We start from the raw sequence: 20872 nt of genomic DNA on the forward strand, positions 1-20872 counted from the left end.
ACTTTCGCAAAATTTTTTTTCAACTCCCCCTTGAAGGGGTAAAAAGCTATCCCCATCTCTCAGGGCACTAGTCGGAAAACCGCATGCGGGCCGGCGTCATCCATAACTGATAATGACTTTCTCAAAGGAGAGCTATCAATGAGTATTCGTCCGTTACATGATCGTGTGATCGTCAAACGTAAAGAAGTTGAAACCAAGTCTGCTGGCGGCATCGTTCTGACCGGTTCTGCAGCAGCCAAATCAACGCGTGGCGAAATCATCGCTGTCGGTAAGGGCCGCATCCTGGAAAACGGAACTGTGCAGCCACTGGACGTTAAAGTTGGTGACATCGTAATTTTCAACGATGGCTACGGCGTGAAATCCGAGAAGATCGACAATGAAGAAGTGTTGATCATGTCCGAGAGCGACATTCTGGCAATTGTTGAAGCGTAATTTACGCACGAGAATTTGAGGAAATAAGAACATGGCAGCTAAAGACGTAAAATTCGGTAACGACGCTCGTGTAAAAATGCTCCGCGGCGTAAACGTACTGGCAGATGCAGTTAAAGTGACCCTGGGCCCGAAAGGCCGTAACGTAGTGCTGGATAAATCCTTCGGCGCGCCAACCATCACCAAAGACGGTGTTTCCGTAGCACGTGAAATCGAGCTGGAAGACAAGTTCGAAAACATGGGTGCGCAGATGGTGAAAGAAGTGGCCTCTAAAGCGAACGACGCTGCAGGCGACGGTACCACCACCGCGACCGTTCTGGCGCAGGCCATCATCACCGAAGGTCTGAAAGCCGTTGCGGCGGGCATGAACCCAATGGATCTGAAACGTGGTATCGACAAAGCTGTCGCCTCCGCTGTGGAAGAACTGAAAGCGCTGTCCGTACCGTGCTCTGACTCTAAAGCGATTGCTCAGGTTGGTACCATCTCCGCTAACTCCGACGAAACCGTAGGTAAACTGATCGCGGAAGCGATGGACAAAGTCGGTAAAGAAGGCGTAATCACCGTTGAAGACGGTACCGGTCTGGAAGACGAACTGGACGTGGTTGAAGGTATGCAGTTCGACCGCGGTTACCTGTCCCCATACTTCATCAACAAGCCAGAGACTGGAGCTGTTGAGCTGGAAAGCCCGTTCATCCTGCTGGCTGACAAAAAAATCTCCAACATCCGCGAAATGCTGCCAGTGCTGGAAGCCGTTGCGAAAGCAGGCAAACCGCTGGTTATCATCGCTGAAGATGTTGAAGGCGAAGCGCTGGCGACCCTGGTGGTTAACACCATGCGCGGCATCGTGAAAGTGGCTGCGGTTAAAGCACCTGGCTTCGGCGATCGTCGTAAAGCGATGCTGCAGGATATCGCTACCCTGACCGGCGGTACCGTGATCTCTGAAGAGATCGGTATGGAGCTGGAAAAAGCGACCCTGGAAGACCTGGGCCAGGCGAAACGCGTTGTGATCAACAAAGACACCACCACCATCATCGATGGCGTGGGTGAAGAAGCCGCTATTCAGGGCCGCGTTGGTCAGATCCGTAAGCAGATCGAAGAAGCGACTTCCGATTACGACCGTGAAAAACTGCAGGAGCGCGTAGCGAAACTGGCAGGCGGCGTTGCGGTAATCAAAGTCGGTGCTGCGACCGAAGTTGAAATGAAAGAGAAAAAAGCGCGCGTTGACGATGCCCTGCACGCGACCCGTGCTGCGGTAGAAGAAGGCGTGGTTGCGGGTGGTGGCGTTGCGCTGGTGCGCGTTGCCGCTAAACTGGCTGGCCTGACCGCTCAGAACGAAGACCAGAACGTGGGTATCAAAGTTGCGCTGCGTGCAATGGAAGCGCCTCTGCGTCAAATCGTGTCTAACGCCGGTGAAGAGCCATCTGTGGTAGCAAACAAGGTTAAAGCGGGCGAAGGTAACTACGGTTACAACGCGGCAACTGAAGAATACGGCAACATGATCGACTTCGGTATCCTGGACCCAACTAAAGTGACCCGTTCTGCTCTGCAGTACGCGGCCTCTGTTGCTGGTCTGATGATCACCACCGAATGCATGGTGACCGACCTGCCTAAAGGCGATGCGCCTGACTTAGGTGCTGCTGGCATGGGCGGCATGGGTGGAATGGGCGGCATGATGTAATCATGTTGTTCTGAACCTCTCAGAACGAACCCCGGGCAGAAATGCCCGGGGTTTTTTATTATGTGCTATTCGAAAGTCCCTTTGACGCACACGGCACCTTCTCGCACCATCTGGCGACCTTTGGCCCAGACCTCGCGAATCTTCAGATCGTCCGTCAGTACCAGGAAATCCGCGTCGCATCCGGGCGCGAGCCGTCCCTTATGCTCCAGCCCGAGAAACGCCGCCACGTTTCGCGTAAAGGGAAGAAGCGCCTCTTCCAGCGGCAGCTGATGTCGGCTGACCAGCTGCTGCAGCGTTTCGAGCAGGGATTCGAACCCCGCCACGCCCATACCCACCAGATTGCCGCGCTCATCAAATTTCGGCTGACTGCCGTTGCCGTCCGAACTGAGCGTAAGCCGGTTAAACGGCACCTGCGCCTCGCGGGCCATCACGATGGCGCTGGCGGCGTCAATCGGTTCACTGATGCTGGTCGTGATGTCGATAAAGCCGCCTTCGCGGGCATAGCTCAGCGCGGCAAGGAACAGCGCCTGGGCGCGGTTTACGTGCGTTGGCAGCAGTTTCACGCGGGGAACGTCGGCGTTATTCAGGATGCTAAATAGCGGCTCCAGCAGCTTTGGGCTGTTGCCGAGGTGAAACACGGAAATGCCCGCTTTGGCACCCAACAGCCCGCCTACGCGTGACTGGGCAGCCATACTGGCGAGCTGGTCCTCTGCTGGCGCGGAAGAACGATGGTCAGAGATCGCGCATTTCACGCCAATGATTTTATCAATCAGCGCCACGTCTTTTTCGACACTGCCGGTGATGGTCGGCGAAGGCAGCCCGTACGCCCCCGTCAGCATCCATGCGCTGATCCCTTCATGTTCAAGGGCCCGCGTTTTTGCCAGCAGCGATTCAGGATGCCGGGTCACGCCGTCGGTGCCGAGCAGGCCAACAACCGAGGTGATGCCTGCGGCAACGAGTGCAGACAGGCGAACCTCTGGCGTGCGGGTGTGAGGGCCCGCCTCACCGCCGCCACCGATCAAATGCACATGCTGGTCGATAAACCCCGGGCAAACCACCGCCCCAGCCAGATCGCTTTCCGGGCAGTCTGGCCTCGTTGTTCCGTGGTTCGCTTTTTCGATCGCCACGATTTTTCCCGCAGCGATCAGCAGATCGCAACGTCCCTTATCCTCCGGGGCGTAGAGATGTGCGTTGCGGAAAAGGTGAGGGTTCAGCACTGAAAAATCCATTTTTATCTCCTCAGAAGAGTAGCTGCATCACCCACATTGAGAGCAGGGCATTAATGACACAAAGAGTAATAATATGCGGATAATATTTCGGGTTTACGCCGGCGGTACCCAGGCAGCGGCCGGTGTTTTGCACCGGATTGCCCATCAGATAGATGGCGGGCAGCAGGATGGTGGCATCGTGGCCGTTGAGCGTGCCGGCGGCGACCAGGCTGGCGCAGACGCCCACGCCGCCGCCCATACTCATCACCGAGGCCAAAAGAACCGTTGCCGCCGCACCCGGAAGGCCCCACAGCGCCATAATTGGCTCGCATATCTTGCCGACAATATCCAGCAGGCCGGTGACCTTGAGCGCCTGAATGATGACAAACGCCATAACGACGTTCGGCAACAGGCTGGTGGTGGCGATGGTAAAGCCGCGGCGGGCGCCATCAATAAACATATCCATGATATTTTTACGCGGCTGGGCGATCATGTTCTTCCTCCTGAAGACGATTTTCCATGTGGGCGATCCACAGGCGCAGGACGTTCGCGCCAACGAATTTAAACACCAGAATAACGGCCAGCGGCGTAATCACCGGGATGGTGATAACGGTGAAGAGCGCGGCACCGGAAGAAAAATAGTTGGTAATGATGGCGCTACCGCTGGTCTGAAAGGTGGCGAAAATAGCGCGCTCCTGGTCCGTAATCGCGCCTTCATCGGTTAACTCTTTGGTCATCCCTGCCGCCGCATCGGTGTTTTGCAGGTTGGCTATCAGCGCCAGGGAGCAAACGCCCGGCACACCCAGCAGCGGACGTAAAATGGGAGTCATAAGCTGCTGTGCGGCACGCAGCCCGCCCAGACCTTCGGTGACGGCGATGATACCAAGCGATAAAATGACCGAGGGAGCCAGCTCAAGGGCAAAGAGGAAACCGTCTTTCGCCCCCGTTCCGCCCGTTCCGCGAAACGTCAGAGCGCCGTTGACCGGGCCAAAGCTGCCGTTTAAGACGGTAAAATCCAGCACGCGCCACCATTCGGTGCTTTTGGCGAAAAAGCCCGAGAAAAAAACGATGGTAAGTACAAACGCCACATAACCCACCCATGTCACTTTTTCCTCTCCTGAGGATGATGCACTCATAAAACCTCCTTTTTTAGTCGCGTACAAAAGTTGTACGTTGCATCACTAAAAACGATCGGGGGCTAAAACACGATATCCCAAAGGTTATTATCAGAATTCATTTAAGATGTCGGAGGAGTGCCTCGCGGAATCTGGCTCGCAGAAATGCGCGGGGGTTTTTCTTTTAGTCATCTTTTAGGTATAAGATTTACACACGGACAATTACTGTCCAGCTTATTGAAAACGAGGAATAACATGCGCGTAAAAGTCTGTGCAGGGATTGTAGGGGCAGCACTGCTGCTGGCGGGTTGTAGCTCCAGCAATGAGCTGTCGGCAGCGGGCCAGGGCGTTCGCTTTGTGGAAGATAAGCCTGGCAGTGAATGCCAGCTGTTAGGCACGGCAACCGGTGAACAAAGTAACTGGATGTCGGGTCAGCACGGTGAGGAAGGCGGTTCTATGCGCGGAGCGGCGAATGCCCTGCGTAATCAGGCTGCGGCAATGGGCGGCAACGTGATTTACGGCGTAAGTAGCCCAACGCAGAGTATGCTGTCCAGCTTCGTGCCGACCGCCAGCCAGATGACGGGCCAGGTCTATAAGTGCCCGAACTGATGTAATGTGCTAATGGCGCTGCGCCCGGCCCTGTAGGGCGGGTAAGCGTAGCGCCACCTGCCTTTTTAGTGCTGCCGCAGCTGCAAATCGAGCGGCGTCTTGCTCGGCTCTCCGCCAATCTCGCGTGCCAGCTTCGGCACCATATAGCCTGAAACCAGCGTTAACAGTTCGCGCATAATCTGCCGGGCTTCTTCATCCGTCACCATGAAATGCGCCGCGCCCTGAACGCGATCCAGCACGTGCAGGTAATACGGCATCACGCCCGCATCAAACAGAGCATTGCTCAGATCGGCCAGCACGCGGGCGCTATCATTCACGCCGCGCAGCAGCACGCTCTGGTTCAGCAGCGTCACGCCCGCTTTACGCAGTCGCGCCATCGCCGCGCGAAACGCATCGTCAATTTCGTTCGCATGGTTAATATGATTCACCAGCAGCACCTGCAGGCGGGATTGCTCCAGGCGTGCCACAAGGCCGTCGGTGATACGTGCCGGAATAACAATCGGTAAGCGGCTATGAATGCGCAGGCGCTTAATGTGCGGGATGGCTTCAAGCTGAGTCAGTAGCCAGTCCAGCTCATGATCTTTCGCCATCAACGGGTCACCGCCGGAAAAAATAATCTCATCCAGCTCCGGATGGGCGGCTATATAGTCCAGCGCGACCTGCCAGTTGCGTTTATTGCCCTGGTTTTCGGCATAGGGGAAGTGCCGACGGAAGCAATAACGACAATTTACCGCACAGCCGCCTTTTACCAGCAGCAGGGCGCGGTTGAGATACTTGTGCAGTAAACCCGGCACCACGCTGTTCTGCTCTTCCAGCGGATCGGTGCTGTATCCCGGCGCAGTAATGAATTCATCCTGCGAAGTAAGCGTTTGTTTTAATAGCGGATCGTCGGGGTTGCCTTTCTCCATCCGCGCCACAAACGCACGGGGAACGCGCAGGGCGAAAAGGCGCTTTGCCTCGCGGCCTGCAAGCAACTCTGGGTGCTGATCGAGGTCTAAAAGACGCAGCAATTCATCAGGACTGGTGATTACATCGGCAAGTTGCGATAACCAATCTTCTCTGGACGGGGTGTTTAGGGTTACAATATGCGCCATTTTGTGGCTTAGCTACCAGTTAACAAATTTAGAGGGCCTTATGGCAACGTACTATAGCAACGATTTTCGTGCTGGTCTTAAAATCATGATGGACGGCGAACCGTACGCGGTTGAAGCCAGCGAATTCGTTAAACCAGGTAAAGGCCAGGCATTCGCACGCGTTAAGCTGCGCCGTCTGCTGACCGGTACCCGTGTTGAGAAAACCTTCAAGTCTACTGACTCTGCTGAAGGCGCTGATGTTGTTGATATGAACCTGACCTATCTGTACAACGATGGCGAGTTCTGGCATTTCATGAACAACTCCACTTTCGAACAGCTGTCTGCTGATGAGAAAGCGGTAGGTGACAGCGCTAAATGGCTGCTGGATCAGGCTGAGTGCATCGTGACCCTGTGGAACGGCCAGCCTATCGCAGTGACCCCACCAAACTTCGTAGAACTGGAAATCGTTGAAACCGATCCAGGTCTGAAGGGTGATACCGCAGGTACCGGCGGTAAGCCAGCCAAACTGTCTACCGGCGCAGTGGTGAAAGTGCCACTGTTCGTACAGACTGGCGAAGTGATCAAAGTGGATACCCGCTCCGGCGAATACGTATCCCGCGTGAAGTAATTTACGTATGATTGAAGGCGCAGCGCCCGCTGCGCCCGATTTTTTGCAGGCAGGGATGATGAAACGTACCGTTAAAATTCTGCTTCTGTTAGCGCTCTCCAGTGCATTGCTTTCTGGCTGTAACACCACGCGTGGAATGGGACAAGATATCCAGGATCTGGGTCATATCATTTCTCACGCCGCCAGCTAAGTTCGTCTAATTTTCCTAAAAATGCTTCCTCTTCCGTCAACCGGCGGGATTTTGTCTATTCTTAAGTTGCTATACACAAAACAACTTTGGCTATAAAAGGAAGATATTATGGTTAAGAAGACAATTGCAGCGATCTTTTCAGTCCTGGTACTTTCTTCAGTGTTAACGGCCTGTAATACCACGCGTGGCGTCGGTCAGGATATTTCTGAAGGTGGTAGCGCAATCTCTGGTGCGGCAACAAAAGCTCAGCAGTAATGAATAAACGGTACGGGACCAGCCGGGTTTCGTACCGTCAGCTTTCTGATTCCTGCAGGGATAAGAACGGAGAAAAACGCGTATCCATATGTAATTTCATGCGGATATTGCGTTTATAGGTATAAACCGTTTTTCCGTTGATGCTCAGGTAAGCGGCAATTTTTTGATTGCTCGCGCCGTCCATCCATAACGTCAGCACCTTCTCTTCCTGTCGGGTCAGCAAAGGGGCTGCCGCCGTTGGCCTGTCAGCGCTGGCGCGCGAAATTAACGCATCGTTGATAACCGTTGCCACCTCTTCGAGACTGGCGTTTTTTAACAGCGACGACCAGACCGGAAACTTCCCAAGCCAGTCGGTCATCCCGCTGTCCTCTCCCGACTGCAGCAAAATAAACGGTAATCTTTCACTGGCGTTAAGCAGGGAAGAGAGCTGCTGAAAATGGTGAATATCCTGCCTGAAGCCGTACAGGTCAGCGATAACCAGCGTCGGTTTCCATTGCAGAATGTGTTCTCTGGCAAGAAACAGATTATTCAGCCCGGTCACTACGTAGTGTCCCGGGAACAAACCGGAATGATTGAGCCATGCTTCAAACCCCGCGCGGGTGAAGTGACAACGGTCAATCAAAAGAATTTTGAACATATTTTATTCGCAGTCGGCTAGTGGTTTGGCTTCCTGCCATCAGAAAGCACATCATCATAGAGAAGTCGGATGAGTGCTAAAAGCCGGAACTCCGCGCCATACTGCGGCTATTTCTTGCCTTAACGTGTTCAGCAAAAAAGGATTGAAAAAAAATAGCACGCTAACCACAATAGGTGGCGTAATCTCTGCCTTACGGGACGACCCGTAAGCGTTTCTTTCACCGGGGACGGCCCCAACTTGCATTAAGTTAAGGAGCCTGACATGTCCTGGATCATTCTTTTTATTGCTGGCCTGCTCGAAGTGGTATGGGCGATTGGTCTCAAGTACACCCACGGATTTACCCGCCTGACGCCCAGCGTCATTACCGTTACCGCCATGATAGTCAGTATTGTTCTGCTATCCTGGGCGATGCGCTCTTTGCCTGTGGGAACGGCTTATGCCGTCTGGACGGGTATTGGCGCAGTGGGGGCCGCCATCACAGGCATTTTGCTACTCGGCGAGTCAGCGAGTCTGGCGCGTATCGCCAGCCTCGCTCTGATTGTGGCCGGGATCGTTGGGCTTAAGCTCAGCACCCACTAATGGGGCTGTTTTACCCAGATAAGTTTTGATACATCAAACCCTTGCCGGGTCGCGACGTCCAGCATCTGCTGCTTCATTTCTGGTGAAATAGTTGGCGTGCGGGAGAGTATCCACAGGTAGTCGCGATCCGGCCCACAGACCAGCGCATGGCGATACGCTTTGTCGAGCGCTATCACGTTATAACCGCCATAAAACGGACCAAAGAAAGAGACCTTAAGCGCGGCCCGTCGCGGGTCGCCAGTGAAGTACGCTTTTCCCACCGACTGCTGCCACATCTCCCGATCGGGATTATAGCCCCGGTTGATCACCTGAATACCGCCATCATCCATCGGACTGTAATTCGCCGTGACCTTATCTAAACCCTGCTCAAACCGATGGTCGAGGCGCGCGATTTCATACCATGTTCCAAGGAAGCGTTGTGCATCAAAAGGCGTGACGACGGTGACGCCAGGAGGCGGGGTAGGGGAACTGCAGGCAACCACTAAAAACGCGGCTGTCACCGCGGCGATAACAGGCAGAATGCGCATAGGAGTTTCCTTACTGTTTTTTGTTAAGTGTAGATGACAGCAGGAAAAATGCGGAAGATTGTGCGGCGAATTTCGCCGCACATCGTGGTTTTGTAGGCCGGGTAAGGCGAAGCCGCCACCCGGCAATGTTTTACTGCAGCGCGTCAAGGATACGGTATGCCGCCTCAACGCGTGCCGGGTTCGGATAGCTTTTATTCGCCAGCATCACAATGCCGAGCTGCTTTTCAGGAATAAATGCCACGTAGCTGCCAAACCCGCCCGTCGAGCCTGTTTTATGGACCCAGGAGGCCTTGACCGGCGGTGCGGGTGGATTCACTTCTGCCACGGGCAATGGTGCCAGCGCCACCTTGTTATCACTGCCTCCGACGACGGTTTTGGCATCGACCGGCCAGTTGAGCATCTCCCAGCCCAACCCCTGATACATAGCCCCCACGCGCCAGTAGCGAGACTGCGCCAGAGCAATGCCTTGCTTGAGTGAGGGAGCCTGAAGAGAATCCGGCTTCATGTTGGCTATCACCCAGCTCGCCATATCCTTCACGTTAGTTTTTACGCCATAGGCTTCCGCGTCCAGCATCCCTGGCGAAACGTGGACCGCTTTACCCTCACGGTATCCCCAGGCGTAATGCGCCTCTTCCGCTTTCGGGACGTTAATCCAGGTATGGTCCAGCTTGAGGGGTTTAAAGACCCGCGTCGTCATGGCCTGCTCATAGCTCATGCCGGAAGGTTTAACCGCCAACGCACCAAAAAGACCGATGCTGGCGTTAGCGTAAAGACGCGTGGTGCCCGGCTTCCACTGCGGCTGCCAGTTTTGATAAAAGCGCAGCAGAGAGGCGGTATCCGTGACCTCATCCGGCACCTGTAACGGCAGACCGCCTGCGGTATAGGTTGCCAGATCCAGCATGCGAATGCTCTGCCACTGCTTGCCCGTGAGCTCAGGCCAGTATTTTGCTACCGGATCGCCCAGCGCTATTTCACCCCGGGCAATGGCATCGCCGCCCAGTACGCCGGTGAAGGTTTTACTTATAGAGCCCAGCTCAAACAGGGTTTGCGGGGTGACGGGTTTGTTCGCCGCAACATCGGCTTTACCGAAGGTAAAGTAGTGTGGCTGACCCTGATAAATTACCGCCACCGCCATACCCGGAATGGCCTGCGCGTTCATCAGCGGCGTAACGGTACGTTCCACCACCTCAGCCAGCTGTTTTTCGGACATCGGTGCGGCGAATGCAGAACTGGCGACGCTGAGCAGCAGGGCACAGCTTAGGGATTTTGTCATCATCGGTTATCTTCCGTAATAGCAGTTCAAGGGAGTGTCCGGGCCCGTCAGACCGCTGTAGTCTGTTGGATTTGACTGTGGCTGACAAACGGTTAAATTTAGCATTAGCTGTTAATTTTTCTAACGGATGGGACCATGACCCGCAGCTATCTTCCGCTTAATTCGCTTCGCGCCTTCGAAGCGGCCGCAAGGCACCTCAGTTTTACGCATGCCGCTATCGAGCTGAATGTCACCCATTCCGCGATTAGCCAGCACGTAAAGGCGCTGGAGCAGCACCTTAATTGCCAGCTGTTCGTCCGCGTTTCGCGTGGGCTGATGCTGACCACGGAAGGCGAGAATTTGCTGCCGGTACTGAATGACTCGTTCGACCGAATTGCCGGAATGCTGGATCGCTTTGCCAGCCAGCGCGCCCAGGAGAAGCTGAAAATTGGCGTGGTGGGTACCTTTGCTACGGGGGTGTTATTCTCGCAGCTCGCTGACTTTCGTCGCTGCTATCCGCATATCGATCTTCAGCTGTCGACGCACAACAATCGCGTCGATCCGGCAGCCGAGGGGCTTGATTACGCCATTCGTTATGGCGGCGGGGCGTGGCACGGCACGGAAGCGACGTTTCTTTGCCCTGCACCGCTTGCGCCGCTTTGCACGCCTGACATTGCAGCCGCGTTGCACACCCCTGCCGATATTCTGAAGTTTACCCTCCTGCGTTCTTACCGGCGCGACGAGTGGACCGCCTGGATGCAGGCCGCGGGAGAAAACCCGCCTTCGCCGACGCACCGGGTAATGGTATTTGATTCGTCCGTGACCATGCTGGAAGCCGCGCAGGCAGGTACGGGCATCGCGATTGCCCCTGTCGATATGTTCACCCATCTGCTGAACAGTGAGCGCATTGTGCAACCCTTCGCGACGCAGATTGACCTTGGCAGCTACTGGCTCACGAGGCTGCAGTCACGCGCAGAAACGCCCGCAATGCGCGAGTTTGCCCAGTGGCTGGTGGGGAAGATGCAGAAATAAAAGGCCCGCCGGATGGCGGGCCAGAGGCGTCAGATAGTGATCACGGCAATCAGCGTGACCACGGTCAGGATGGTCGCCAGTCCGTAGAAAACCCATTTCCCGCTCGGTACATGGATTTTCAGGTCATGCATCGCATGGTGAATACGGTGCAGGCCACACCACAGCGGCAGGACGATCATCAGGAAGATGAACACGCGGCCGATAAAGCTGCTCGCGAATGCCAGTACGCGTTCGTAGCTCAGCGCATCGCCCGGGAACAGCCCCAGCGGCAGCATAATGCCCACCAGCAAAATGATGACGGGGGCAATGATGGCACTCCACATGCCGCCTGCGCCAAAGAGGCCCCAGAAGACCGGCTCGTCAGAACGTTTTGGATTTGGATTGATCACAGTAGTCTCCTTACCAGAACAGTGCGACAAACAGAATGACCACAGTGACCAGAATCGTCACCGCCCAGAGCCCCTTAATCACCGGCTCTGGCCCCATTTTCTCGCCTTTTACGATGATGTTCGCCGCTTTTGGTGCCAGTTCAAACCAGGTTTTGGTATGCAGCAGCGCGGCCGCAAGCACGATCAGGTTCAGAATGACAATGATCGGGTTTTGCAGGAAACCGATAAAGCTGGCCCAGGTTTCCGGGCCATGCTTGAGGGCAAAAACGCCGTACATCAGCTCAAGGCTGAACCAGACCGCCGGTACCGCTGTGCCTTCACGCAGCATGTAGAAGCGATAAAACGGCAGGTTTTTCCACCAGGTGGACTGCACAGGCCGCACATAGGCTTTGCGTTTAGTCGTCATCATGCACTCCTTAGCGTGGTTTCAGGGTAGCGATAAGAAAGTCTTTCGAGCTTTCCACTTTACCCTGCTGAATAGCGGCGGCCGGGTCGACGTGCTTCGGACAGACTTCGGAGCAATAACCCACAAAGGTACAGGTCCAGACGCCGTTCTGGCTGTTAAGCTGCGCCATACGTTCTTTTTTACCGTGGTCGCGGCTGTCTTCGTTATAGCGGTGCGCCAGCGTAATGGCGGCCGGGCCGATGAACTCGGGGTTCAGGCCAAACTGCGGACAGGCGGCGTAGCAAAGACCGCAGTTGATGCAGCCTGAGAACTGATGGTATTTCGCCATCTGAGCCGGGGTCTGGTTGTTTGGCCCCTGATCCGGCGTGCGCGGGTTGCCAATAATGTAAGGCTTAATGGCTTCCAGACTTTCGATAAAGTGGGTCATATCGACCACCAGATCGCGCTCGATAGGGAAGTTGCCCAGGGCTTCGACCTTGATGCCTTTGGTGTAGTCACGCAGGAAGGTCTTACAGGCCAGCTTCGGCACCTTGTTGACCATCATGCCGCAGGAGCCGCAGATCGCCATGCGGCAGGACCAGCGGTAGCTCAGGTCTGGCGCCAGGTTGTCTTTGATATACCCAAGCGCGTCCAGCAGGGAGGTTTGCTCGTCGTAAGGAACTTCATAGAAAGCGCTGTGCGGTGCGGCATCCACTTCCGGGTTGTAGCGCACCACTTCAACTTTCAGTTTTTGCATCTCAGCCATTCGCCTTCTCCTTCTTCTCGGCGGCTTCTGCTTCTGCACCGTACACGCGTTTAGCCGGCGGCAGCGTGGTGATTTTCACGTCGCTGTAGTCCAGACGTGTGGTGCCATCCGCATCGCGCCAGGCGAGAGTGTGTTTCAGGAAGTTGACGTCGTCACGTTCGGTACAGCCTTCATCAAGACGCTGGTGCGCCCCACGCGACTCTTTACGCGCCAGCGCAGAGTGCGCCATACATTCCGCCACGTTCAGGCCGTGGCCCAGCTCGATGGTGTAGAGCAGGTCGGTGTTGAATACGCTGGAGGTGTCGGTGATGCGCACGCGCTTGAAGCGCTCCTGCAGTTCCGCCAGCTTATCGACGGTTTTTTGCATCAGCTCAGGGGTACGGTAGATACCGCAGCCTTCTTCCATCGACAGGCCCATCTCGTCGCGGATCTTAGACCAGTTCTCGTTACCTTCCTGGTTCACCAGATCTTTCAGGCGTTTTTCAACGTCTGCGACCTGCGCATCCAGCGCGGCACCGTTAGCCTCGCCTGCGGTTGCCGCTCGTTCCATCGCGCGCTCGCCCGCCATGCGGCCAAAGACCACCAGCTCGGCCAGCGAGTTTGAGCCGAGGCGGTTAGCACCGTGCAGGCCCACGGAGGAACATTCACCGACGGCGAACAGACCCTTAATACGGGTTTCGCACTGCTGGTCGGTTTCGATCCCGCCCATGGTGTAGTGCGCCGTTGGGCGTACCGGAATTGGCTCTTTCACCGGATCGACGCCGACATAGGCTTTCGCCAGCTCGCAGATGAACGGCAGACGTTCCAGCAGCTTTTTCTCGCCCAGGTGACGCAGGTCGAGGTGAACCACGTCGCCGCGCGGTGTGGAGATGGTGTTGCCTTTGCGCCACTCGTGCCAGAAGGCCTGAGAGACTTTGTCGCGCGGGCCGAGTTCCATGTACTTGTTCTTTGGCTCGCCGAGCGGGGTTTCCGGGCCCATGCCGTAATCCTGCAGGTAGCGGTAGCCGTTTTTGTTGACCAGGATACCGCCTTCACCGCGGCAGCCTTCCGTCATCAGAATGCCGGAGCCCGGCAGACCGGTTGGGTGATACTGCACGAACTCCATATCGCGCAGCGGCACGCCGTGGCTGAGCGCCATACCCATACCGTCGCCGGTAACGATGCCGCCGTTGGTGTTATAACGATAAACACGGCCCGCACCGCCCGTCGCCATCACCACCGCATTGGCGCGGATCTGGACGAGCGTGCCTTCCATCATGTTCATCGCCACCAGGCCGCGCGCGTGTCCATCATCCACCAGAATGTCGAGGACGAAATGCTCATCAAAGCGCTGGATTTGTGGGAACTGAAGGGAGGTCTGGAACAGGGTGTGCAGCATGTGGAAGCCGGTCTTATCGGCGGCGAACCAGGTACGTTCGATCTTCATGCCGCCGAAGCGACGAACGTTGACGCTGCCGTCCGGGCGGCGGCTCCACGGACATCCCCACTGCTCAAGCTGGGTCATCTCCGTTGGACAATGGTGCACAAAGTAGTCAACGACATCCTGTTCGCAAAGCCAGTCGCCCCCTGCAACCGTGTCGTGGAAATGGTATTCAAAGCTGTCATGATCCTGCGCAACGGCGGCGGATCCTCCTTCTGCGGCCACCGTGTGGCTGCGCATTGGATAGACTTTTGAAATCAATGCGATTTTAGCGTTGGGATTAGCTTGCGCTGCAGCAATCGCAGCACGTAATCCAGCCCCGCCAGCGCCTATTACGGCAAGATCGGCCTGAAAAGTTTGCACGACATTCCTCCAGATTTTTGTTATTTCGCAACGCGACAAACTAAAGGTAGTTCACCCGTCCAAAAGGACGATTGCGAAAGCGTTTCCACTGCTCCTTTATGGGTAAAACAGTATAACCGTGTAGATGTCAGGGAAATTTGACGTGTTCGATTTTTTTGCTGTTCTGTCCGGCGATTTATCATTGAGATTGATGAATTGCATCACGCAATTGTTCACCTAAATGAAATGCGCTTTTTTACTGCGCAAAATTTGTCTCTGTCCCTGCTAACGAGTAGACTTCGTGCCCTTGTCTGAAATCGGAGAACAACTCATGAGCGAAACGGCCACCTGGGAGCCGAGCGCATCCATCCCTAATCTGTTAAAACGCGCTGCAATTATGACGGAGATCCGCCGTTTCTTTGCCGACCGCGGCGTCCTGGAGGTGGAAACCCCGTGCATGAGTCAGGCAACGGTAACGGATATTCATCTGGTCCCGTTTGAAACCCGTTTTGTTGGCCCCGGCCACTCTCAGGGCATGAATTTGTATCTGATGACCAGCCCGGAATACCACATGAAACGCCTGCTGGCGGCGGGATGTGGTCCGGTCTATCAGCTGTGCCGTAGCTTCCGCAACGAAGAGATGGGTCGTCACCACAACCCGGAATTCACCATGCTTGAGTGGTACCGCCCGCATTATGATATGTACCGCCTGATGAATGAGGTGGACGATCTGCTTCAGCAGGTTCTGGATTGCTCAGAAGCGGAAACGCTCTCTTATCAGCAGGCCTTCCAGCGCCATCTGGAAATCGATCCGCTGTCGGCGGACAAAACCCTGCTGCGCGAAGTGGCGGCAAAACTGGATCTGAGCAACGTGGCAGATACCGAAGAGGACCGCGACACGCTGCTGCAGCTGCTGTTCACCTTCGGCGTGGAACCGCAGATTGGCAAAGACCGTCCGACGTTTGTCTATCACTTCCCGGCAAGCCAGGCGTCACTGGCGCAGATCAGCACCGAAGACCACCGTGTGGCAGAGCGTTTTGAGGTCTATTACAAAGGCATTGAGCTGGCGAACGGCTTCCACGAACTGACCGACGCGCGCGAGCAGGCGCAACGTTTCGAGCAGGATAACCGCAAGCGCGCCGCGCGCGGCCTGCCGCAGCAGCCTATTGATGTTAATCTGCTTGAAGCATTAAAAGCAGGTCTGCCGGATTGCTCCGGCGTGGCGCTGGGTGTTGACCGTCTGGTCATGCTGGCCCTGGGCGCAGAGCAGCTTGGCGATGTGATTGCCTTTACGGTCGATCGCGCTTAAAGAATTGCCGGGTGGCGCTGTCGCTTACCCGGCCTACTCGGTCATTTGGCCCTGCCACATTAAAAACTGCCATATTATTAATATACGGGTCTTTTTCTTAATTTGCCCCTTATAGCCACAATATTAGTCTGGTCATCTGCTACCATCCGCGCAGTTTAATTCCTTTTCGGATGGTTCTATGTCCCAGTCACTCAAAAAGATGACCCTCACCGGGCTCATCCTGATGATATTTACCTCAGTCTTTGGCTTTGCCAACAGCCCATCAGCGTTCTATCTGATGGGTTACAGCGCGACGCCGTTTTATATCGTTTCGGCTCTGTTCTTCTTTATCCCGTTTGCGCTGATGATGGCGGAGATGGGCTCGGCTTACCGGAAAGAAGAGGGCGGGATCTACTCATGGATGAACAACAGCGTCGGCCCGCGTTATGCCTTTATCGGCACGTTTATGTGGTTCTCCTCTTATGTCGTCTGGATGGTCAGCACGGCGGCCAAAGTCTGGGTGCCATTCTCCACGTTTCTTTTCGGTGCCGATAAAACGCAGGTCTGGTCTCTGGCGGGGCTGAGCTCCACGCAGGTCGTCGGTATCCTGGCGGTATGCTGGATGGTGGTGGTCACGCTGGTGGCGTCAAAAGGCATCAACAAAATTGCCCGTATCACCGCCGTTGGCGGTATTTCCGTGATGTGTCTGAACCTGGTGCTGCTGTTGGTGAGTATTACCATTCTGTGCCTGAACGGTGGTCATTTTGCGCAGGAGGTGAACTTCGTTTCCTCGCCTAATCCAGGTTACCAGTCCGGGCTGGCCATGCTCTCCTTCGTGGTGTTTGCCATCTTCGCCTACGGCGGTATCGAAGCGGTGGGCGGGCTGGTCGACAAGACCGAGAACCCGGAAAAGAACTTTGCCAAAGGGATTATTTTTGCCGCTATCGTGATTTCCATCGGCTATTCACTGGCGATTTTCCTCTGGGGCGTCAGCACCAACTGGCAGCAGGTATTGAGTAACAACACCACCAACCTCGGGAACATTACCTACGTGCTGATGAAAAGCCTGGGGATGACGCTGGGTAACGCCATGCACCTGACGCCGGAAGCATCGGCCACCATGGGGATCTGGTTTGCGCGCATTACCGGCCTGTCGATGTTCCTTGCCTATACCGGCGCATTCTTCACGCTGATCTACTCGCCGCTGAAAGCGATCATCCAGGGTACGCCAAAAGCGCTGTGGCCGGGACGCATGACCCAGCTCAATACCGCAGGCATGCCTGCCAACGCCATGTGGATGCAGTGTCTGCTGGTGTGCGTGTTTATTCTGCTGGTCTCATTTGGCGGTGATACCGCATCGGCGTTCTATAACAAGCTGACCCTGATGGCGAACGTGTCGATGACCCTGCCGTACCTGTTCCTGACCCTGGCGTTCCCGTTCTTTAAGGCGAAGCAGGAGCTTGAACGTCCGTTTGTGATCTTCAAAACCCGCGCGGCAACGCTGCTGGCCACCACGGTGGTGCTGCTGGTGGTGGCGTTTGCCAACATCTTCACCATTATTCAGCCGGTGATTGAGGCGAACGACTGGAACAGCGCGCTGTGGATGGTGGGCGGCCCAATCTTCTTCTCGCTGTTAGCGATGGGAATTTATGAGAATTACCGTCGACGCGCGACGGCGTACGTTGCAGAAGTGGCGTAGCGGGAATATTCCCCTCCCGAAAGGGAGGGGAGACGCGTTATAAGCTGCCCGCCGGGCGCGTACGCGCCGCTGACGTCAGCGTTCTTCCCGTTTTACGCCCGTCCAGAGTTTCCAGACGCATCTGGAACGGTGGGAACGGCATATCAATACCGTGTTCGCGGAAGCCCGCCAGAATCAGCTGGTGGATCTCATGGCGCAGCGGCATACGGTGGCCCATTTCGGCGGCGTAGATACGCAGCTCGAAAATCTGAATCCCCTGCTGTAAATCCACAAGGAAGACTTCTGGCGCCGGGTTGTCGATCACCAGCGAGCAGCGCTCCGCGGCAGTGTAGAGGATCTGGGTGACCTCTTCGCTGTTCGCGTCCGACGGTGCCGGTACCGTCAGCACCACACGGGTAACGGAGTCTGAGAGCGACCAGTTGATGAACTGCTCGGTAATAAACGCCTTGTTTGGCACGATGATCTCTTTCCGATCCCAGTCGCTGATCGTCGTCGCTCGGGTGTTGATCTTCGTGATGCTGCCGGTCAGATCGCGGATCGTGACGGTATCGCCAATACGGATCGGTTTCTCGAACAGAATAATCAGGCCCGAGATGAAGTTGGCGAAGATCTCCTGTAAACCAAAACCTAACCCAACGCCGAGCGCTGCGACGAGCCACTGGAGCTTCGACCACTCAATGCCGATCATCGAGAAGCCAACCAGACCGCCAAACAGCATGATCAGATACTTGGTAATGGTCGTGATCGCATAGCCCGTACCCGGCGTTAAATCCAGATGCTGCAGCAGCGCCAGCTCCAGCAGTGCCGGGAAGTTGCGCACAAGTTGGGTGGTGATGATCAGCACCAGAATGGCAATCAGCACCGCCCCTAAGGTAATCGGCTCCAGGCTTTCAACGCCCTGCACCGTCGAGGTCACGTCCCACAGCGAGATGTTCTCCAGGAAGCCAAATGCCGAGTGGATCTCCGACCACAGGAAGATGACCGACAGGAGGGCAATCAGCATCAGGATGGAGCGAACCAGACGCAGGGACTGGGTACTGATGGCATCCAGATCCAGCTCGACCTCATCCGCCTCCGTCGTACCTTCCGTACTGTTAACGTGGTTTGGCTCCTCCTCACCCCGCGCGCGCTGGGCGAGGATCTCCGCCCGGCGATGCTTGGCACGGTCAAACGCCAGACGGCGGCGCTGAATCAGCATCCAGCGGCGGATAACGTGATACACCACCAGCAGCAGGAACCAGATGGCCACCGAGGTTTCGAGACGTGCCAACAGCGCCTGCGACGTCGCCAGGTAACCCACCGCGGCTGCCAGCATCGCAATCAACGGTGCGCTGAGCAGCAGGTTCCAGAGCAGCCGGTTGAACATGTTGTCGCCGCTGCCGGTTTTATCCAGATAGAGCGGAATACCCGCGCGCTTCAGGCTGAGCGTGACGATGGCCAGCGCTCCGCATATCAGCATAAAGCAGAGGCGGCCCAGCGAGCCTGAAAACTCCCGGTCGTTGAGATTATCGAACATGATCAGCGCCATAATCAGCGGCACAATCAGCCCGATGCTCATCAGATAGTAACGCATGGCGCGCGCCACGCGATTACGCGGCCAGCCAAAGTGGGCGATAAACAGGCCATTGGGTCGCGCAAAGGTGGCGCAAATCATCACCACCCACAGCAGCGGCACCGTGGCGGTGACGCCATCGCCAATCGCTACCGCGAGCGGATAGGGCCAGGCTTCCCGCAGGCCATAGCCCAGCGTCATCCACAGCACCGGCAGCGGGGAGGCGACGAGAATCGACCAGAATACGGTGCGCAACGTCAGCCAGAAGTGATCCTGGGTAACCTTCCCCACCCGGGAACTGGAACGCTCGAGGAAGCGGGTGAAATGTCTGCGCGAGTAAATGCTGAAGCCCACCAGAATTAACGCCCCCAGCAGCGGGAAAATGGTCTCTTTGCTGGTGAGCATCATCACGCTGGCCTGTCCCAGCTGGCTGAAGGTATCCAGCGAAATCAGACGGCGCAGATCCTGGACAATCTCAATTGGCCACGAGAAGGTCATCGGACGCACGTCGGACGTCCAGAAGAGGTAACGGTGCGTCGCCTCGTTCACCTCTTTCAGGGCATCTTCCAGCTGGCTGTTGGACACTTTTAGCTTGGTCAGCTCAAGAATCAGCGTATCCCCGCCCTGGAGCAGAGAGTTCAGCAGTTCACGCTGGGTACGCAGCTGGGCTTCCAGAATGCGGCTTTGCTCGCCGGTCAGAGGCTGTCCGTCAGCCTGACGGATCTGGCGGATTTGCGGCTGCTTATTGAGAAGATCTTCAAAATGCAGTCGCTGAACACGTAGCTGGGCCATTTCGGTATCCAGCTGCTGCGGCTTCGGCATCTCCGGCAGGCGCGCGACCTGGGCGCGTAGCGCTTCGCCCAGCAGGTTTGACGATCCGAGCCACTGGGACTGTTCGCGCAGGGTGTTGAGCGCCTGGCGAACCTGAAGGGTTTGATTAGTGGCCTGACGCTGCTGCGAGGCCACCAGATCCATACGCTGCGCCTGTTGATTCAGCGCGGCCGAAAGCTCACGGTTGACCTTAAACTGCTCGACGATGCCGGCAGGCAGGTTATCGCTATTTTCTGCCAGCAGCTCGGTACTTTCCAGCGCGCGCTCCGCTTCACGCTGGCGCTGGCTATTGAGCTGGTTGCGCAAGGCCTGAAGATAGGCGTCCAGCTGCTCGCTCTGCTTCTGAGCGAGTTCTGAGCGCATCCGCGACAGCTCCTGGCGGTTATTGGCGGAAAGCTGCGCCAGCTCGAGCTCATCGACAAGGGCCTTCAGGCGAGCCGATTCTGCCTGCAGGCCCAGATTTTGGGCCTGCGCCTGTGGCGTGTTGCCGTTTTGTGTCCCCACGCGGCGCTCAACTTCATTAAGCTGGCGGCGGGCGTCGGTTTGCTGCTGCGGAAGCTGGCTGAGGGAGTCGGCAATTTCGCGCGCTCGCTCCTGCTCCTGCTGAGCAAGGCGGCTCTTTTCCAGAAGCTGGCTGCTGACCTGCAGGATCTCCTGGTTCAACGCGTCGGAGGTCATCCCTGCCGGCACATCGCGCGGTTCGTCGCGCAAGTTATTGAGCTGAGCGCGCAGCGTCTGCGAGAGTTTGGGGAAGTTGTCGATAACCTGCTGATACTGCTGAGCGCGCTCAAGCGAGCCTTTCCGCTCCTCAAGCGCGTTCAGTGCTGACTGGAGCGACTCGACGGTCTCTGGCTGAGCGGGTTTGGCCGCTTTTGCCTGCTCCAGTTCCTGGGTTATCTGTTTGGCGTCGGGGGCTGTCGCTGCGTACGCCCCCATGCTGAGGCACCAGGCCATCAGTAGAACGATAATCGGGCGCACGTCAGCGATC

General features: G+C 56.2%; 22 protein-coding genes. 10 read left to right on the forward strand and 12 right to left on the reverse strand.

Annotated elements, in window-relative coordinates:
• Window positions 1-138 precede the first annotated feature (138 nt).
• Both ACEPLT_RS01810 and groL read left to right on the forward strand, forming a co-directional pair.
• Window positions 139-432, forward strand: coding sequence for a co-chaperone GroES (locus tag ACEPLT_RS01810; protein WP_003855929.1), 294 nt, complete (start codon window positions 139-141; stop codon window positions 430-432).
• Between the two features lie 31 nt (window positions 433-463).
• Window positions 464-2107: a chaperonin GroEL gene (gene groL, locus ACEPLT_RS01815; RefSeq protein ID WP_008502946.1), complete on the forward strand. Its 1644-nt coding sequence runs from the start codon at window positions 464-466 to the stop codon at window positions 2105-2107.
• A 65-nt stretch (window positions 2108-2172) separates the two neighbouring features.
• Here groL and iadA read toward each other — a convergent pair whose 3' ends face one another.
• The 3 genes from iadA to ACEPLT_RS01830 are packed head-to-tail and all read right to left on the reverse strand — an operon-like array spanning window position 2173 to window position 4451.
• A complete protein-coding gene (iadA, locus tag ACEPLT_RS01820; RefSeq protein ID WP_232928624.1) occupies window positions 2173-3336 on the reverse strand; it encodes a beta-aspartyl-peptidase in 1164 nt (387 codons plus the stop codon).
• Window positions 3337-3346: 10 nt separating this feature from the next.
• Window positions 3347-3808 carry a YjiG family protein gene (locus ACEPLT_RS01825; RefSeq protein ID WP_023293466.1) on the reverse strand — a complete coding sequence of 154 codons (462 nt, stop codon included), beginning with the start codon at window positions 3806-3808 and terminating at the stop codon, window positions 3347-3349.
• Window positions 3789-4451 (reverse strand): nucleoside recognition domain-containing protein, encoded by a 663-nt coding sequence (locus ACEPLT_RS01830; protein ID WP_023326538.1) that lies wholly within the window; start codon window positions 4449-4451, stop codon window positions 3789-3791. Before ACEPLT_RS01830 ends, ACEPLT_RS01825 begins: the two co-directional genes overlap by 20 nt.
• A gap of 234 nt (window positions 4452-4685) precedes the next feature.
• Between ACEPLT_RS01830 and ACEPLT_RS01835 the strand changes: the two genes are divergently transcribed.
• Entirely contained in the window at window positions 4686-5039 is a 354-nt protein-coding gene (locus ACEPLT_RS01835) for a DUF4156 domain-containing protein (RefSeq protein ID WP_008502942.1), read from the forward strand.
• A 65-nt stretch (window positions 5040-5104) separates the two neighbouring features.
• Here the strand turns inward: ACEPLT_RS01835 and epmB are convergent, their stop codons facing one another.
• A complete protein-coding gene (epmB, locus tag ACEPLT_RS01840; RefSeq protein WP_008502941.1) occupies window positions 5105-6133 on the reverse strand; it encodes an EF-P beta-lysylation protein EpmB in 1029 nt (342 codons plus the stop codon).
• A 40-nt stretch (window positions 6134-6173) separates the two neighbouring features.
• On the opposite strand from epmB, the gene efp reads away from it, so the two are divergent.
• The 3 genes from efp (at window position 6174) to ecnB (ending at window position 7185) form a co-directional block, all read left to right on the forward strand.
• Window positions 6174-6740: an elongation factor P gene (efp, locus tag ACEPLT_RS01845; protein ID WP_008502940.1), complete on the forward strand. Its 567-nt coding sequence runs from the start codon at window positions 6174-6176 to the stop codon at window positions 6738-6740.
• A 58-nt stretch (window positions 6741-6798) separates the two neighbouring features.
• Window positions 6799-6930, forward strand: a complete 132-nt coding sequence (locus ACEPLT_RS01850; RefSeq protein ID WP_024907352.1) for an entericidin A/B family lipoprotein — start codon at window positions 6799-6801, stop codon at window positions 6928-6930.
• Between the two features lie 108 nt (window positions 6931-7038).
• Window positions 7039-7185, forward strand: a complete 147-nt coding sequence (gene ecnB, locus ACEPLT_RS01855) for a lipoprotein toxin entericidin B (protein ID WP_003025482.1) — start codon at window positions 7039-7041, stop codon at window positions 7183-7185.
• Window positions 7186-7222: 37 nt separating this feature from the next.
• Here the strand turns inward: ecnB and ACEPLT_RS01860 are convergent, their stop codons facing one another.
• Window positions 7223-7822: a helix-turn-helix transcriptional regulator gene (locus ACEPLT_RS01860; RefSeq protein WP_032675803.1), complete on the reverse strand. Its 600-nt coding sequence runs from the start codon at window positions 7820-7822 to the stop codon at window positions 7223-7225.
• Window positions 7823-8083: 261 nt separating this feature from the next.
• On the opposite strand from ACEPLT_RS01860, the gene sugE reads away from it, so the two are divergent.
• Window positions 8084-8401, forward strand: a complete 318-nt coding sequence (gene sugE, locus ACEPLT_RS01865) for a quaternary ammonium compound efflux SMR transporter SugE (RefSeq protein ID WP_008502938.1) — start codon at window positions 8084-8086, stop codon at window positions 8399-8401.
• Here the strand turns inward: sugE and ACEPLT_RS01870 are convergent.
• Together ACEPLT_RS01870 and ACEPLT_RS01875 are read right to left on the reverse strand one after the other, a co-directional pair.
• Window positions 8398-8928 carry a lipocalin family protein gene (locus ACEPLT_RS01870; protein ID WP_032675804.1) on the reverse strand — a complete coding sequence of 177 codons (531 nt, stop codon included), beginning with the start codon at window positions 8926-8928 and terminating at the stop codon, window positions 8398-8400. The two genes, sugE and ACEPLT_RS01870, sit on opposite strands and share 4 nt — an antisense overlap.
• A 130-nt stretch (window positions 8929-9058) precedes the next feature.
• Window positions 9059-10204 (reverse strand): cephalosporin-hydrolyzing class C beta-lactamase MIR-9, encoded by a 1146-nt coding sequence (locus tag ACEPLT_RS01875; protein ID WP_032675805.1) that lies wholly within the window; start codon window positions 10202-10204, stop codon window positions 9059-9061.
• A 132-nt stretch (window positions 10205-10336) separates the two neighbouring features.
• Between ACEPLT_RS01875 and ampR the strand changes: the two genes are divergently transcribed.
• Complete coding sequence (gene ampR / locus ACEPLT_RS01880) at window positions 10337-11212, forward strand: LysR family transcriptional regulator AmpR (RefSeq protein WP_023293463.1); 876 nt, start codon at window positions 10337-10339, stop codon at window positions 11210-11212.
• A 29-nt stretch (window positions 11213-11241) separates the two neighbouring features.
• On the opposite strand, the gene frdD is transcribed toward ampR, so the two are convergent.
• Genes frdD through frdA form a run of 4 tightly spaced genes read right to left on the reverse strand, consistent with a single transcriptional unit; the run spans window position 11242 to window position 14535 of the window.
• On the reverse strand, window positions 11242-11601 hold the full coding sequence (gene frdD, locus ACEPLT_RS01885) for a fumarate reductase subunit FrdD (RefSeq protein ID WP_008502934.1): 360 nt from the start codon (window positions 11599-11601) through the stop codon (window positions 11242-11244).
• 10 nt (window positions 11602-11611) lie between these two features.
• Window positions 11612-12007, reverse strand: a complete 396-nt coding sequence (gene frdC / locus ACEPLT_RS01890; RefSeq protein ID WP_063616745.1) for a fumarate reductase subunit FrdC — start codon at window positions 12005-12007, stop codon at window positions 11612-11614.
• 10 nt (window positions 12008-12017) lie between these two features.
• A complete protein-coding gene (locus tag ACEPLT_RS01895) occupies window positions 12018-12752 on the reverse strand; it encodes a succinate dehydrogenase/fumarate reductase iron-sulfur subunit (protein ID WP_021240721.1) in 735 nt (244 codons plus the stop codon).
• Entirely contained in the window at window positions 12745-14535 is a 1791-nt protein-coding gene (gene frdA / locus ACEPLT_RS01900) for a fumarate reductase (quinol) flavoprotein subunit (RefSeq protein ID WP_008502932.1), read from the reverse strand. The genes ACEPLT_RS01895 and frdA overlap by 8 nt, the downstream gene beginning before the upstream one ends.
• 310 nt (window positions 14536-14845) lie before the next feature.
• Between frdA and epmA the strand changes: the two genes are divergently transcribed.
• Window positions 14846-15823: an elongation factor P--(R)-beta-lysine ligase gene (epmA, locus tag ACEPLT_RS01905; protein ID WP_008502931.1), complete on the forward strand. Its 978-nt coding sequence runs from the start codon at window positions 14846-14848 to the stop codon at window positions 15821-15823.
• Window positions 15824-16001: 178 nt separating this feature from the next.
• Window positions 16002-17501 (forward strand): glutamate/gamma-aminobutyrate family transporter YjeM, encoded by a 1500-nt coding sequence (gene yjeM, locus ACEPLT_RS01910; RefSeq protein WP_248214313.1) that lies wholly within the window; start codon window positions 16002-16004, stop codon window positions 17499-17501.
• Between the two features lie 37 nt (window positions 17502-17538).
• Here yjeM and mscM read toward each other — a convergent pair whose 3' ends face one another.
• Window positions 17539-20862: a miniconductance mechanosensitive channel MscM gene (mscM, locus tag ACEPLT_RS01915; protein ID WP_232928618.1), complete on the reverse strand. Its 3324-nt coding sequence runs from the start codon at window positions 20860-20862 to the stop codon at window positions 17539-17541.
• Between the last annotated feature and the right edge of the window lie 10 nt (window positions 20863-20872).

It is taken from the genome of Enterobacter sp. fkY84-1, from assembly GCF_052974705.1.

Coding starts and splice junctions, on each gene's coding strand:
- ACEPLT_RS01835 (WP_008502942.1), top strand. CDS start 4,686: ATGCGCGTAAAAGTCTGTGCAGGGATTGTAGGGGCAGCACTGCTGCTG.
- groL (WP_008502946.1), top strand. CDS start 464: ATGGCAGCTAAAGACGTAAAATTCGGTAACGACGCTCGTGTAAAAATG.
- epmA (WP_008502931.1), top strand. CDS start 14,846: ATGAGCGAAACGGCCACCTGGGAGCCGAGCGCATCCATCCCTAATCTG.
- iadA (WP_232928624.1), bottom strand. CDS start 3,336: ATGGATTTTTCAGTGCTGAACCCTCACCTTTTCCGCAACGCACATCTC.
- ACEPLT_RS01875 (WP_032675805.1), bottom strand. CDS start 10,204: ATGATGACAAAATCCCTAAGCTGTGCCCTGCTGCTCAGCGTCGCCAGT.
- efp (WP_008502940.1), top strand. CDS start 6,174: ATGGCAACGTACTATAGCAACGATTTTCGTGCTGGTCTTAAAATCATG.
- ACEPLT_RS01870 (WP_032675804.1), bottom strand. CDS start 8,928: ATGCGCATTCTGCCTGTTATCGCCGCGGTGACAGCCGCGTTTTTAGTG.
- sugE (WP_008502938.1), top strand. CDS start 8,084: ATGTCCTGGATCATTCTTTTTATTGCTGGCCTGCTCGAAGTGGTATGG.
- ampR (WP_023293463.1), top strand. CDS start 10,337: ATGACCCGCAGCTATCTTCCGCTTAATTCGCTTCGCGCCTTCGAAGCG.
- frdC (WP_063616745.1), bottom strand. CDS start 12,007: ATGACGACTAAACGCAAAGCCTATGTGCGGCCTGTGCAGTCCACCTGG.
- yjeM (WP_248214313.1), top strand. CDS start 16,002: ATGTCCCAGTCACTCAAAAAGATGACCCTCACCGGGCTCATCCTGATG.
- ACEPLT_RS01860 (WP_032675803.1), bottom strand. CDS start 7,822: ATGTTCAAAATTCTTTTGATTGACCGTTGTCACTTCACCCGCGCGGGG.
- epmB (WP_008502941.1), bottom strand. CDS start 6,133: ATGGCGCATATTGTAACCCTAAACACCCCGTCCAGAGAAGATTGGTTA.
- ecnB (WP_003025482.1), top strand. CDS start 7,039: ATGGTTAAGAAGACAATTGCAGCGATCTTTTCAGTCCTGGTACTTTCT.
- ACEPLT_RS01810 (WP_003855929.1), top strand. CDS start 139: ATGAGTATTCGTCCGTTACATGATCGTGTGATCGTCAAACGTAAAGAA.
- ACEPLT_RS01825 (WP_023293466.1), bottom strand. CDS start 3,808: ATGATCGCCCAGCCGCGTAAAAATATCATGGATATGTTTATTGATGGC.
- ACEPLT_RS01850 (WP_024907352.1), top strand. CDS start 6,799: ATGAAACGTACCGTTAAAATTCTGCTTCTGTTAGCGCTCTCCAGTGCA.
- ACEPLT_RS01895 (WP_021240721.1), bottom strand. CDS start 12,752: ATGGCTGAGATGCAAAAACTGAAAGTTGAAGTGGTGCGCTACAACCCG.
- ACEPLT_RS01830 (WP_023326538.1), bottom strand. CDS start 4,451: ATGAGTGCATCATCCTCAGGAGAGGAAAAAGTGACATGGGTGGGTTAT.